We start from the raw sequence: 12351 nt of genomic DNA on the forward strand, positions 1-12351 counted from the left end.
CGCGCGATCTACTCCTCGCGCGTTTGCTCGAACCACTTCCCAAGTGGAATTGCAGGTTTTTACTTGGCCGACGCGTGATACCCAAGTTCATTTGCGGATTCTTCATACATTTTATTCAAATTCCCCATAATTTTTGGGGGATCCGCCATGACTGCAATACTGAGGACCGTATCGGGCAAACTTATCCTTGCGACAGGGGCGGCCATTGCCAGCATCCTCGTCGCCTACACGGCATTCAACGTCGTCCACGTTAAAGCCCAGACCGAAAAAGAGGTCATGGCGCTTGCGATGGAAAAGGCGGCACTCGTCAGCCAGCGCGTCGCCACCGACATCACGCAGGCAACCTCTGCCGGCGCTGCCCTTGCCGGCACGCTCAATGGCATCATCGTTGATGGATCCAAGAGCCGCGGCGACATCATTGCCGCCATCAAGGCCGTGGCGCCACGTTATCCGAGCATGTTCGGTGCCTGGATGTATGAAGTGCCCGAACTGGAAAGCCCGACGCTGGCCACCAATGATGACGGCGTGAACAAGGAAGGTGTCTTCACCCCCTACTGGACCAAGGGCGACAACGACCGGATGGAGCTGTCCACCTGGAAGATCGACACCACGGCCGAATATCATGCCCGCGTGCTTTCGACCGGCACCGGCATCATCACCTCTCCCTACATGACCAACATGAAGAAGCTGGTGACGTCGGTTTCCGTGCCAATGCGCGTGGACGGCAAGATCGTCGCGATTGCCGGTGCAGACATCAAGCTGGACGACCTGACGTCCGCCGTCAGCCAGATGAAGGCGTTTGAAGGCGGCCGTGTCATGCTGGTGGCCCACAACACCAAATGGCTTGCCAACCCGAGCGCCGACAACCTGATGAAGGACTATGCCGATCAGGGCGCCGACAAGGTCAAGCAGGCGCTTGCCGATGGCAAGCCGCAGATCCTTGAAGGCATGCCGGATGGATCCGTGCGTCTGGTCTACCCGTTCACCGCTCCGGGCATGAACACGACCTGGGCGGCCATTCTCGACGTTCCGGCTGCCACCTTCTCCGGCCCGGTCTGGAGCCAGATTTATAACACCGCGATCGGTGGCATTCTGATCCTCGCCGTCACCATCGGCGTCATTCTCATCGCCAGCCGCATCCTTATCGGCAAGCCGCTGAACAGTGTGCTGTCCGCCGTCCAAAAGATGTCGAGCGGCAACTACCATGACCCGATCCGTGAGAGCGGAGCCAGGGACGAACTCGGCAGCCTGACAGCGGCACTCGAAAAATTCCGCCACCAGCTTGCCCGCGGCGAGGCCCTGAAGGCCGAACAGGAAGCACTGCAGGGCCAGGTGGAAGCCGACCGCAGAGAGCGCAGCAACCTGGAACATGCCAAGGCGGAAGACCTGCGCCGTTTCGTGGAAGTCGTGCAGAGCCGGTTCGACATTCTCGCATCGGGTGATCTGACAGTGCGCATGAACGACAGGCTGGCACCGGAATTCGAAACCATCCGCCAGAACTTCAACACTTCGGTCGCCTCTCTCGAAGACACGATCGGCAATGTCGTGCAGGCGGTCTATGCGATCCGCTCCGGCCTTGGCGAAATCTCCACCGCCTCCAACGACCTTGCCCGCCGCACCGAGCAGCAGGCGGCATCGCTGGAAGAAACGGTGGCGGCGCTGGGTGAAGTCACCCGCGGCGTCAACGACACCGCCGACGGCGCCAACACCGCCCAGAAGACGGTGAACGTGGCCCGCGGCGATGCCGAAAAGGGCGGCGACGTGGTGGCCCGCGCCATCGCCGCCATGACCGAAATCCAGGATTCGTCCTCGAAGATCGGCAACATCATCAGCGTCATCGACGAGATCGCCTTCCAGACCAACCTGCTGGCGCTCAATGCCGGCGTGGAAGCGGCGCGTGCAGGCGAAGCCGGCAAGGGTTTTGCCGTCGTGGCACAGGAAGTGCGCGAACTCGCCCAGCGTTCGGCCCAGGCCGCCAAGGAGATCAAGACGCTGATCTCGATGTCTTCGACGCAGGTCGATGCCGGTGTGCAACTGGTGCAGGATACCGGCAGCTCGCTCGGCAAGATCGTCGAACAGGTACTCGGCATGAGCCAGACGATCGGCCAGATCGCCTCCAGCGCCCAGGAACAGGCCGTCAGCCTGCGCGAGGTGTCGTCCGCCGCCGACCAGATGGACAAGGTCACGCAGCAGAATGCCGCCATGGTGGAAGAGACCACCGCCGCCGCACAGAGCCTGTCACACGAAACCGAGGCACTGGCGCACATGATCAGCCGCTTCAAGGTGGGCAGCGGTGCAGGCAGCCAGCAGACCGGCCACCAGCATTACGCCATGGCAAGCTGAGCGGATCATAAACCAACAAAGTGAAACGGCCGGTGCAGCGATCTGCACCGGCCGTTTTCTGTTGGAGAACCCGTGTCGCAAGCATGACTGACGTCGTCAGGCGACATCCGCAACAGGATCGCAATCCTGCGACATTTCAAAGCCGTTCTTGCCCTTGGCCTTGACGGCATAAAGCGCCCGGTCGGCCTGCGCAAAAACATCCTTGGCCGGCACGCCGGGCACGATCAGTGCCGCGCCGACGGAACCGCTGATCTTGAGCTTGTTCGGATAGGTGCCGACCCGGCATTCCAGATTGGCAACGATGCGCTGCCCGATCTTCTCAAGGCCGGCCACACCATCGCAATCATGGATGATGGCGAATTCATCGCCGCCCAGCCGTGCGATCAGGCTTGCGCCGGGTGCCGCCTCAAAAATCCGCCGTCCGGCATTCCTCAAACACTCATCACCGGCCTGATGGCCGAGCGTATCATTGACGGCCTTGAAACCATCGAGATCGGCCAGCAACAGCGCCTGTGGCCTCAACGAGCGACCGGCAATCGCCTCGCCGAGTACCACTTCGAACCGCATGCGCGAAGCAAGCCCGGTCAGGGCATCGGTTTCGGCCAGCTGGCGGATATGTTCGAAAGTGTTCTTTTCCGCCGTGATATCCTGCTTCATGCCAAAGATGCGCACGGGGCTACCGTTTTCCCGCTCCACGATCGCGGTGATGCGGATCCAGCGGAGATTGCCCTTGCCGGTGATGATCTGCGCATCCAGCGTGAACCCATCGCCCTTGTCGATGGTGGCACTGCGGATTTCCGTCAGCTTCTGTCGGGATTCGGGCGTGTACATATCGACCGTATCCTGCCGCAGCAGCGACGAGCCCGGTTCCAGCTCAAAGATGTCGTAGACGGTATCCGTCCAGGTAATCACCTGATCCGGCAGGGTACATTCCCATATGCCGACGCGGGCCGCCTTGAACGAGCGGTCGAACAGCGCCTGAAGGCGATCGAATTGTACGGAGCTTGAGGTGCTGGCCGGAAGGATTTTGCCGGCATTGGTTTCCCGTCCTTCATTGGACAGGTCGCGATGCGATCGCAGGGTGTTCGACATCAAGGACAGTTCCCGACACGCCGATCTCATATCGGCGCTTAACGGAAACCAGACTGCGCCCAAAACATTGCGTTTCCGTTTCCGGAAAAGTCTTTGCGATCAAGGAATTATTGGCTTTTGGCAGAAAGCGCACGCAGCGATTGATCAGCCATTGGCCATCTAAATCTGCAGGAGAACCAAACTGGGAAAGAATGGTGCCCGGAGGCGGATTTGAACCACCGACACGCGGATTTTCAATCCGCTGCTCTACCAACTGAGCTATCCGGGCATCTTGGCTTTGTTCAAGCCTATCAACCGTTTCCGGCTGACCAGAGGAGTTTTCCTCCGGGAGCGAGCGGGGTTATAACATCTTGTTCGGCCATGGCAAGCGCCCCATTGCACTTTTTTGACATTGAAGCGATTTTATCGAAATCCATCTGTGCAGAAACGATGAAAACACCTGTAAAACAGGCACTTACATCAATTTTCGTCAGAGCCGTCCGCCTTTGATTCATCATCCGCGACCGGAATGGCGTAGGAACCGTTCAGCCATTTCGACAGATCGAGCGTGCGGCAACGGTCCGAACAGAAGGGATAATGTTCGCGCACCGATGGTTTGTTGCAGACCGGGCATGGCATGGTCTTGCGCAGCGGCTCCACATTACCGCCGGTCTTGATCGGATCAGACATCGCTTGTCCTTTCGATATTTTTGAGGCGCAGGCGCGATGTGGAAAAACCGGCCCGCTTCGGGACCGGCCATCGCGGCAAACGGGCCTTTAGCCCTCGGCCCAGCCGGCCGTCACGTCAAAACCTTCGCCGGACATCAGCCCGAGTGTCTCGAACAGCGGCAGGCCGACGACATTGGTATAGGAGCCCACCAGTTTCTGCACGAAACCGCCGGCAATGCCCTGAATGGCATAAGCGCCGGCCTTGCCGCGCCACTGGTCGGAGGCGAGGTAATGGTCGATCTCGAGGCCCGACAGGCGCTTGAAGCGCACCTTGGTTTCGACAACGCGGATGCGCGCCTGGCCACCGGGGGTGACGAGGCAGATGCCGGTATAGACCTTGTGGCCGCGACCGGAGAGCAGATGCAGCGCCGAAGACGCTTCATCCGAATACTCCGTCTTCGAGAGGATGCGCCGTCCGACGGCAACCACCGTATCGGCCGAGAGGATGTAGCTGTGGCGCCATTCGAGATCGCCCTTCAGATGGCCAAGTGCCGCTTCGGCCTTTTCCGTCGCAAGACGGCGGGCGAGCGAGCGCGGATGCTCGGACTTTTTCGGGGTCTCGTCGATATCCATCGGCATCAACCGAGCCGGCTTGATGCCGGCCTGATTGAGCAGATCCAACCTGCGCGGAGACCCGGAGGCCAGGATAAGTTTTTGGTCCTGCGCCATGGAAACCGCTTACTTGAAGCGGTAGGTGATCCGACCCTTGGTCAGATCGTACGGGGTCATTTCCACCAGCACCTTGTCGCCGGCGAGAACGCGGATACGGTTCTTGCGCATGCGGCCGGCGGTGTGGGCGATGATCTCGTGTTCGTTTTCCAGCTTCACGCGGAATGTCGCGTTCGGCAACAGTTCCGTCACGACGCCCGGGAATTCGAGAACTTCTTCTTTAGCCATCTAGAGCTTGTCTTCCTGTTTTCTTGAATGCGGAATAGGCCGCCGAACCGGCAGCCTTTGAGAATTTGCGCGGAAACTACACAATCGGCGCGGCTTTGTGAACATTGATTCTCGGTCTTGTTGAGAAGGGCCGAAATCAATGCTTTTGCGGCACCTGTCAGGGCGTTTGCGCACGGCGGCGCAGGTGTTTTCCCAAACGTTCCTCGATCAGCGCCCAGAGACGGTCACGCACACCGCGATACGCCTCCAGCCGCAAGTCGCGCGAACCGGTTTCCACGGTCGGGTCGGGCGTCGGCCAATAGATCACTTCCACCGCATTAGACCGCGTCAGCTCAAGCGCTGCGTGATGCGCTTCCGGCGCCAGCGTGATGATCAGGTCGAAAAAATCGTCTTCCAGATCTTCCATCGTGCGCGGCACATGGCGTTTTTTCGTCTCAAGCCCGAGTTCTTCCAGCACAACGCCGACAAACGGATCAGGCTCGCCGGCACGCACCCCACCCGACTGGATATAGATATCGGGCGGCAGAAGATGTTTTGCAATGACTTCGGCCATCGGCGAACGGATGGCGTTCATGCCGCAGACGAAAAGAATGGCGTTCGGGCGCGCGATATGGGTTTCGAAAGGGAGCTGATCCATGGTTTCCATGGAAATCACCCCTTCCAATAGAGCACGCTGACCAGCGTGAACAATCTGCGGGCAGTATCGAAATCCACTTCGATCTTGCCCTTCAGCCTCTCCTGCAGGGTTTCCGAACCTTCGTTATGGACACCACGGCGGCCCATGTCGATCGCCTCGATCTGGCTCGGCGTCGAGGAACGGATCGCCTCATAATAGCTTTCGCAAATGAGGAAATAGTCCTTGATGATGCGGCGAAACGGCGTCAGCGACAGGATATGGGTGGCGACCTCGCCCCCCTCTTCCGTGGTGATGGCAAAGACCAGACGCGGGCCGGCGACCGAAATACTCAACCGGTAAGGCCCCCCCTCATGGCCGATCGGGCAAAAACTGTTTTGCTCGACCAGATCGAAAATGGCGACGGCGCGCTCATGTTCGACATCCGGCGTCGACCGGCCGACGCTGTCGTCGAGCACGATGTCGCAGAGCCGGAAGTCGCCAGCGGCCATTTATCAACTCTCCTGGTTGAGCCGGATGGCGACGGAACGGGCATGGGCATCCAGCCCTTCGGAATGGGCGAGCGTGATCGCCGCAGGGCCAAGCGCGCGCAGTTGTTCCGGGCCGAGCCTGAGGATAGACGTGCGCTTGACGAAATCGAGCACGCCAAGGCCGGACGAGAAGCGGGCAGAGCGCGCCGTCGGCAGGACGTGGTTGGAACCGCCGACATAATCGCCGATCACTTCCGGTGTGTGGCGTCCGACGAAGATGGCGCCGGCATTGGTGATCTTTTCCATCAGCGCATCGGGATCAGCCACGGCCAGTTCCAGATGTTCGGCAGCGATGCGGTTTGCGAGCGGGATGGAATCTTTCAGATCATCGACCAGAATGATGGCGCCAAAATCGCGCCAGCTGGCGGCGGCGGTTTCAGAGCGCGACAGGGTTTTCAACTGACGTTCGACGGCGGCTTCAACGGCGCGGCCGAACTCGGCATTGTCGGTGATGACGATCGACTGTGCACCGGCATCATGTTCGGCCTGGGCGAGAAGATCGGCGGCGATCCAGTCGGGATCGTTTTCCGCGTCGGCAATCACCAGCACTTCCGACGGGCCGGCGATCATGTCGATACCAACCGTGCCAAACACCTGACGCTTGGCCGCCGCGACATAGGCATTGCCGGGGCCGACGATCTTTGCGACCGGGGCAATGGTTTCCGTGCCATAGGCGAGTGCGGCAACAGCTTGCGCACCACCGATACGATAGATTTCCGTGACACCGGCAATGCGGGCAGCGGCAAGCACGGCGGGGTTGATGGCGCCGCCACCAGCCGGCACGACCATGACCATGCGCGGCACACCGGCAACGCGGGCCGGTACGGCATTCATCAGCACCGAGCTGGGGTAACTGGCGGTACCGCCCGGCACGTAAAGCCCGACGGCTTCGATGGCCGTCCAGCGCGAACCGAGGCCGACGCCGAGCGCGTCCTCATAGATATCGTCCTTGGGCAGCTGGCGGGCATGGTGTTTTTCGATGCGTTCGGCAGCCAGCTTCAGTGCATCCAGCACCTTCGGATCGGTGACGGCGATCGCGGCATCGATTTCCGCTTCGGTCACCTGCAGGCCGACGACGTTCAGATCAACCTTCTCGAAACGAAGCGTATAATCGGCAAGCGCCGCATCGCCACGGGCGCGAACATCTTCGATGATATCATGCACAACAGCGTTGACGTCTGCCGACACTTCCCGCTTGGTCGTCAAAAAGGCCTTGAATTGCGCCTCGAAATCGGCCGCCTGCTGCTCAAGCCAGATCGCCACTCGTCATCCCCTTACACATTCAATTCAATTTGCCGGTCACGCGCGCTGTCAGGCATGATCGGGCCTATTGGTGGTTTCCCAGGCACCGCCGGTGTCAGCCAGCTGCGCCTCGATGCATTCGACATCGAGGCTGATGGCGGCGTCGCCAGCCAAAGTCAGCTCGATCGTGCCGTCCGGCCCCTCACCATTCTGCTCGAAACGCACGGCCAGAAGCGCATGCACAACCTCGTCATTGCCACGGCTGACGCCGATTGAGCGCACCGCCTGCACGCGCTTGAACACCAGCAACGCACGACGGCGCTCATGCCCCTTGGCACGGCGGTCGCTGTTTTCCCAGACGAAGCGGTTGACCGCCACCGAAAACTGCTGGCGCTTGGCATCCCAGGCAATATCAGGCGCCTTGAAAACGCTATCCTGCATATGCGCCGAGACGATATCGAGATCGTCCTTGTCCATGGCCAGCAGCCTGAGATCGCTCATCAAAGGTTTCCATTTTTGGCGCGCCCCGATGAAGAGACACTACGGAATTACACACGGTTCTGGAAATAGGATGGCACGAGACGAGAAGCAACAGCAATGCGCCGAAGGTGGTGGGCTCAAGCGCATTGCCGGAGGGATTTCACGAGCAGCGAGCGATCAATATTCGCCGTAAGGCGGAAAATCGGCGCCGAGGCTGGCATCTTTCAGGCTTTCCACCTGCGCCAGCCGTTCCTTCAGCTTGCCGGTAATGCCGTCATAGGCAAGCTTGCCCAGCACCAGATGACGCGGCGGCGTGTCACTCTCGACGACCGCAATCATCGCCTCGCCGGCGCGCACCGGATCACCCGGCTGCTGGCCGCTGATATTGGCGGTGCCCTTGATACGCGCACCAGCGGTCGCCTCATATTCGGTGATCTGCACCTGCGTCTGTTTCAGCGAACGACCGGCCCAATCCGTGCGGAACGGCCCGGGTGCCACGCAGGTGACCTTGATACCGATAGGTGCACCTTCCGCCACCAGCGCATCGGAAAATCCTTCGACGGCATGTTTGCTGGCCGCGTAATATCCCGAGCCCGGAAAACCGATGAACCTCGCCTGCGAGGTGATGTTGAGCACATGCCCTTTTCGCCGCGTGCGCATGCCCGGCAAAACGGCCCGCGTCATCGCGAACAGGCCAAACACATTGGCATCGAACATGGCGCGGATTTCAGCATCATCGCCCTCTTCTATCGAAGCCTGATACCCATACCCGGCATTGTTGACGAGCACGTCGATGCGACCAAAACGATCCTCGGCAGCTTTTACCGCCGCATCGATCTGGGCCTGATCGGTGACATCGAGATCGAGCGCCAGCACGTTATCGCCACTGGCAACCAGATCGGCTAGACGCGCCTTGTCGCGGGCGGTGACGACGGTCGGCCAGCCGCGGGCGATGGTGAGTTTTGCCAGCTCCTTGCCGAAACCGGTCGAACAACCGGTGATGAACCAGACGGGATTGGTCAGTGTGGTCATGAAAAACTCCGTGTGAAACCAATGGCAGTGATGGCCAATGTCGACAGCAGAAAACCGCCGGCACGTGGGAGAGGATCGTTCGATGGGAACGGGCAAGAGATAGGCTCAACGAAAACGGGCGGCAAGGAAAACCCTGCCGCCCGTTTCGAAATGTCCCTGATGAGCGAAAACTTATTCGCTGACGCGCTCGACAACGGCGCCGCAGCGGGTGAGCTTTTCTTCCAGGCGCTCGAAACCGCGATCGAGATGGTAGACGCGGTTGACCAGGGTTTCGCCTTCGGCCGCCAGACCGGCGATGACCAGCGATACGGACGCGCGCAGGTCGGTCGCCATGACCGGAGCACCCTTCAGCTTGGACACACCTTCGATGCGCGCCATCTGGCCCGACAGCGAAATCTTGGCGCCGAGGCGTGCCAGTTCCTGCACGTGCATGAAGCGGTTTTCAAAGATGGTTTCGGTGATGTGCGACACACCCGAAGAGCGCGTCATCAACGCCATGAACTGCGCCTGCAGGTCGGTCGGGAAACCCGGGAAAGGTTCGGTAACGACATCGACCGGCTGGATGCCGTTGCCATTGCGCACGACGCGCAGGCCGGTTTCCGTTTGCGTGATGGTGGCGCCGGCCTGACGCAGGGCGTCGAGCGCGTTTTCGAGCAGTGCGCCATTGGTGCCTTCGAGCGTCACGTCACCGCCGGTCATGGCGACGGCCATGGCATAGGTGCCGGTTTCGATACGGTCCGGCAGGACACGGTGGCGGGCACCGTGCAGCGACGACACGCCCTCGATGGTGATGGTTTTCGTGCCGGCGCCTTCGATCTTCGCACCCATGGCGGAGAGGCAGGCGGCGAGATCAACGACTTCAGGCTCGCGGGCGGCGTTTTCGATCACCGTCGTGCCCTTGGCAAGCGTTGCCGCCATCAGCATGACATGCGTTGCGCCGACCGAGACTTTCGGGAAGGTGTAATGCGCGCCGACGAGGCCGCCCTTCGGTGCCGTCACTTCGACATAACCACCATCGATCTCGATGGTGGCGCCGAGCGCCTGCAGGCTTTCGAGGAAAAGATCGACCGGACGCGTGCCGATGGCGCAACCGCCCGGCAGCGAAACGCGGGCCTTGCCTTCACGCGCCAGAAGCGGACCGATGACCCAGAACGAGGCGCGCATTTTCGAGACCAGCTCATAGGGCGCCACCGTATCGACGATGGTGCGGCAGGTGAACTGCACGGTGCGGGAATAGGTCTCGGTCTGGCCTTCGCGGCGGCCATTGACGGAAAGGTCGACGCCGTGATTGCCGAGAATGCGCATGAGCTGCTCGACATCGGCCAGATGCGGCACGTTTTCGAGCGTCAGCGTATCGCTGGTCAGCAGCGATGCGATCATCAGCGGCAGGGCCGCATTTTTGGCGCCCGAAATCGGAATGATGCCGTTCAGCTGATTGCCGCCGATAACTCTGATGCGATCCATCTTTTATAACGGGCCGGGCCCGCCTTTCTTTTTAATGCGCGAAAGCGGGCGTCTTAAACGATATCCCGCACGGCTTCAATTCAGTTGCAAAAAACGCCCGGAGAACCCGGATGGATGAGAATGGCGGATACAATCACGATGATTCGTCCGTTTTTGCGGCAGGAAGGCCGATCGTTGCATCTTCTTCGCCGGCACGGCGGGCGCGGGCCTGCTGCTTGCGCCTGAGCAGATTTTCACGCAGTTTTGCCGCCGCCCGCGCCTTGCGCTCGGCCTCGCTTTTTTCGCCGCGCTTCAACTGAGGCTCCTGCGCCTCGCCAGCAAGGCTTTCGGCATGGTTCTTCTCGTCGTTTTCGTTCATGAGATCGACATAGAACAAAAGCGACGAGACCGAAAGCCATGCGAACTTTTCCACGCAAATGTCACGAAGTCGTTTTTTGTCGCTTGCGCTTCATAAAAACCTATGGCAATAGGCCGCCATCCCAACGCGCTGGGCCACGAACCGGCGCAAGATGCTGCTATAGCTCAGGGGTAGAGCACTCCCTTGGTAAGGGAGAGGCCGAGAGTTCAAATCTCTCTAGCAGCACCATTTTCTTCTTAGAACATCATGCTACTTGGACGCTGGCGATTACAGATCGCCTGGCGTTTTTGCTTGGTCTGCAAATATATTTCGCCAGCGGTCCTGTTTCCACGGAACCTCGGGCAGGTCATCGGCATTATCGGCCGCCAACCTTCATTCATCCCCCGAGGCATCCATGAAAAATCTCGTTCTCGCCGCCGCCATCGCGGTGTCTTCCATCCTGCCTTTTGCCACCGCCTCGCAGGCGGCAAGCGTGACCGTGCGCACTGTCGAGCGTGTCGATCATCGCCATGGCCATCATGCCCGCCCGCGCCATCACCGCGAAAAATGCGTCGTGAAAAAGGTGCGTACGCACCACCATGGCCGCACCGTGGTGCGTACGACGCGCGTCTGCCGCTAAGCTCCGCAAAATTGTCGGCGCGGCCGCTGCCCTGACGGGTGCGGCCGCGCTTTCATTTTTTGAACCGTCAAAACGGTCCACGCCTTCAAGGCTGAGCGTTCTCCGGCGCCGCGTCAGGATTGTTTTCATCCTGCACCGTCACAGCCGGCTCCTTGACCTTTGACACGGCGATGAAATTGAAACGCGACGTGTCGTTGCCCTCAGCGCGAAAACTCATGCGGTAATCACCGATCTCGGTGCGAAACGCCTGACGTTCCGTCATCTTGGCAACCAGATAGGCACGATCGTCGTCGCTGATCGGTACCAGGATGTGCTGTGCCATGTCGTCGGCCCTCTCGACAAGTTCTTCCGTCTTGCCGTCCTCGCCGAAATTGAGCTTCATGCGAAAGCTGTCGACATTGCCGCCGGACGACCTGACCTGCAGGAACAGCGAACTCGCCTTTTCGGCCTCGCTCAGCGCAATCAGCACCGTGCATTCCGAGCGTCCATCCGGTGCGGCGAGGAATACCGGCTTTTCACCCGTCACACCCGGCTGCAGCGTGTTGCAGCTTTCCTCGGGTTGCCAGACGGCTGCGGGGCGGAGCAGAGGCGATGCGGGACTGGCAAGCGCCGGTGCCGGTATGTGACGCCGGGCAGCCGCTGCCGTATTGCTGTCCGGTGCCGGCTGACCTGATGGTTTCGGCGGCTCCGGCAGGGCCACGCGTTCGGTTTTGCCGCGCCACCAATCGGAGAGCGGCAGGCCGAGGCGCTCGCCCAGCATGTCGAGATTGCGGCCGTTATTGGCGAGCAGCACGGGAACACTGACGGCGCAGATGGCGATGCAGACGAACAACATCATGACGATACGCCGGCCGGGATGCCGCTGCGGATAACGCTCAGCCTCGTTGGCGGGCATCAGCCCCTCCGGCCGCCGATCATTGTCGTCCTTATCCTGCACCATGACGGGGCCATA

The 12351-nt window shown here is 60.4% G+C and carries 14 protein-coding genes and 2 tRNA genes; 3 read left to right on the forward strand and 13 right to left on the reverse strand.

The genetic code is table 11. The annotated features are described in order from the left end of the window. Positions 1-147 precede the first annotated feature (147 nt). Complete coding sequence (locus J2T09_RS12710) at positions 148-2343, forward strand: methyl-accepting chemotaxis protein (protein ID WP_306834883.1); 2196 nt, start codon at positions 148-150, stop codon at positions 2341-2343. 96 nt (positions 2344-2439) lie between these two features. On the opposite strand, the gene J2T09_RS12715 is transcribed toward J2T09_RS12710, so the two are convergent. The 12 genes from J2T09_RS12715 to J2T09_RS12770 all read right to left on the reverse strand — a co-directional run bounded on the left by J2T09_RS12715 (position 2440) and on the right by J2T09_RS12770 (position 10780). Then, complete coding sequence (locus tag J2T09_RS12715) at positions 2440-3435, reverse strand: sensor domain-containing diguanylate cyclase (RefSeq protein WP_306834885.1); 996 nt, start codon at positions 3433-3435, stop codon at positions 2440-2442. 192 nt (positions 3436-3627) lie between these two features. Further along, positions 3628-3703: transfer RNA gene (locus J2T09_RS12720), tRNA-Phe, on the reverse strand. Between the two features lie 191 nt (positions 3704-3894). Continuing rightward, a complete protein-coding gene (gene yacG / locus J2T09_RS12725) occupies positions 3895-4104 on the reverse strand; it encodes a DNA gyrase inhibitor YacG (RefSeq protein WP_306834887.1) in 210 nt (69 codons plus the stop codon). A gap of 87 nt (positions 4105-4191) precedes the next feature. Further along, a complete protein-coding gene (locus J2T09_RS12730; protein WP_306834889.1) occupies positions 4192-4812 on the reverse strand; it encodes a Maf-like protein in 621 nt (206 codons plus the stop codon). 9 nt (positions 4813-4821) lie between these two features. After that, positions 4822-5040: a translation initiation factor IF-1 gene (gene infA / locus J2T09_RS12735; protein ID WP_004435948.1), complete on the reverse strand. Its 219-nt coding sequence runs from the start codon at positions 5038-5040 to the stop codon at positions 4822-4824. A 157-nt stretch (positions 5041-5197) separates the two neighbouring features. Then, positions 5198-5677, reverse strand: a complete 480-nt coding sequence (locus J2T09_RS12740; protein ID WP_306835306.1) for an arsenate-mycothiol transferase ArsC — start codon at positions 5675-5677, stop codon at positions 5198-5200. A 14-nt stretch (positions 5678-5691) separates the two neighbouring features. Further along, complete coding sequence (locus J2T09_RS12745) at positions 5692-6165, reverse strand: UPF0262 family protein (RefSeq protein ID WP_306835148.1); 474 nt, start codon at positions 6163-6165, stop codon at positions 5692-5694. Between the two features lie 3 nt (positions 6166-6168). Continuing rightward, positions 6169-7467 carry a histidinol dehydrogenase gene (hisD, locus tag J2T09_RS12750; RefSeq protein WP_306835150.1) on the reverse strand — a complete coding sequence of 433 codons (1299 nt, stop codon included), beginning with the start codon at positions 7465-7467 and terminating at the stop codon, positions 6169-6171. Positions 7468-7515: 48 nt separating this feature from the next. Beyond that, positions 7516-7947, reverse strand: a complete 432-nt coding sequence (locus tag J2T09_RS12755) for a DUF2948 family protein (RefSeq protein WP_306835152.1) — start codon at positions 7945-7947, stop codon at positions 7516-7518. A gap of 156 nt (positions 7948-8103) precedes the next feature. Next, a complete protein-coding gene (locus J2T09_RS12760) occupies positions 8104-8958 on the reverse strand; it encodes an oxidoreductase (RefSeq protein WP_306835154.1) in 855 nt (284 codons plus the stop codon). Between the two features lie 171 nt (positions 8959-9129). Further along, positions 9130-10422 carry a UDP-N-acetylglucosamine 1-carboxyvinyltransferase gene (murA, locus tag J2T09_RS12765; protein WP_306835156.1) on the reverse strand — a complete coding sequence of 431 codons (1293 nt, stop codon included), beginning with the start codon at positions 10420-10422 and terminating at the stop codon, positions 9130-9132. A 133-nt stretch (positions 10423-10555) separates the two neighbouring features. Continuing rightward, positions 10556-10780, reverse strand: coding sequence for a hypothetical protein (locus J2T09_RS12770; RefSeq protein WP_306835308.1), 225 nt, complete (start codon positions 10778-10780; stop codon positions 10556-10558). Positions 10781-10933: 153 nt separating this feature from the next. On the opposite strand from J2T09_RS12770, the gene J2T09_RS12775 reads away from it, so the two are divergent. Beyond that, positions 10934-11008, forward strand: a tRNA-Thr gene (locus J2T09_RS12775). Positions 11009-11174: 166 nt separating this feature from the next. Next, positions 11175-11399, forward strand: a complete 225-nt coding sequence (locus J2T09_RS12780; RefSeq protein ID WP_153352837.1) for a hypothetical protein — start codon at positions 11175-11177, stop codon at positions 11397-11399. 85 nt (positions 11400-11484) lie between these two features. On the opposite strand, the gene J2T09_RS12785 is transcribed toward J2T09_RS12780, so the two are convergent. Next, positions 11485-12339 (reverse strand): DUF6030 family protein, encoded by an 855-nt coding sequence (locus J2T09_RS12785; protein ID WP_306835159.1) that lies wholly within the window; start codon positions 12337-12339, stop codon positions 11485-11487. Positions 12340-12351: the final 12 nt, after the last annotated feature.

The organism is Neorhizobium huautlense (assembly GCF_030811685.1).
GTDB classification, from domain to species: Bacteria; Pseudomonadota; Alphaproteobacteria; order Rhizobiales; family Rhizobiaceae; genus Neorhizobium; species Neorhizobium huautlense_A.

Excerpts from the sequence above, each read along its gene's own strand:
- J2T09_RS12755 (WP_306835152.1), bottom strand. The coding sequence starts at position 7,947 with ATGAGCGATCTCAGGCTGCTGGCCATGGACAAGGACGATCTCGATATC.
- J2T09_RS12730 (WP_306834889.1), bottom strand. The coding sequence starts at position 4,812 with ATGGCGCAGGACCAAAAACTTATCCTGGCCTCCGGGTCTCCGCGCAGG.
- yacG (WP_306834887.1), bottom strand. The coding sequence starts at position 4,104 with ATGTCTGATCCGATCAAGACCGGCGGTAATGTGGAGCCGCTGCGCAAG.
- J2T09_RS12710 (WP_306834883.1), top strand. The coding sequence starts at position 148 with ATGACTGCAATACTGAGGACCGTATCGGGCAAACTTATCCTTGCGACA.
- J2T09_RS12715 (WP_306834885.1), bottom strand. The coding sequence starts at position 3,435 with ATGTCGAACACCCTGCGATCGCATCGCGACCTGTCCAATGAAGGACGG.
- J2T09_RS12770 (WP_306835308.1), bottom strand. The coding sequence starts at position 10,780 with ATGAACGAAAACGACGAGAAGAACCATGCCGAAAGCCTTGCTGGCGAG.
- J2T09_RS12780 (WP_153352837.1), top strand. The coding sequence starts at position 11,175 with ATGAAAAATCTCGTTCTCGCCGCCGCCATCGCGGTGTCTTCCATCCTG.
- J2T09_RS12760 (WP_306835154.1), bottom strand. The coding sequence starts at position 8,958 with ATGACCACACTGACCAATCCCGTCTGGTTCATCACCGGTTGTTCGACC.
- J2T09_RS12785 (WP_306835159.1), bottom strand. The coding sequence starts at position 12,339 with ATGGTGCAGGATAAGGACGACAATGATCGGCGGCCGGAGGGGCTGATG.
- murA (WP_306835156.1), bottom strand. The coding sequence starts at position 10,422 with ATGGATCGCATCAGAGTTATCGGCGGCAATCAGCTGAACGGCATCATT.
- infA (WP_004435948.1), bottom strand. The coding sequence starts at position 5,040 with ATGGCTAAAGAAGAAGTTCTCGAATTCCCGGGCGTCGTGACGGAACTG.
- J2T09_RS12745 (WP_306835148.1), bottom strand. The coding sequence starts at position 6,165 with ATGGCCGCTGGCGACTTCCGGCTCTGCGACATCGTGCTCGACGACAGC.
- J2T09_RS12740 (WP_306835306.1), bottom strand. The coding sequence starts at position 5,677 with ATGGATCAGCTCCCTTTCGAAACCCATATCGCGCGCCCGAACGCCATT.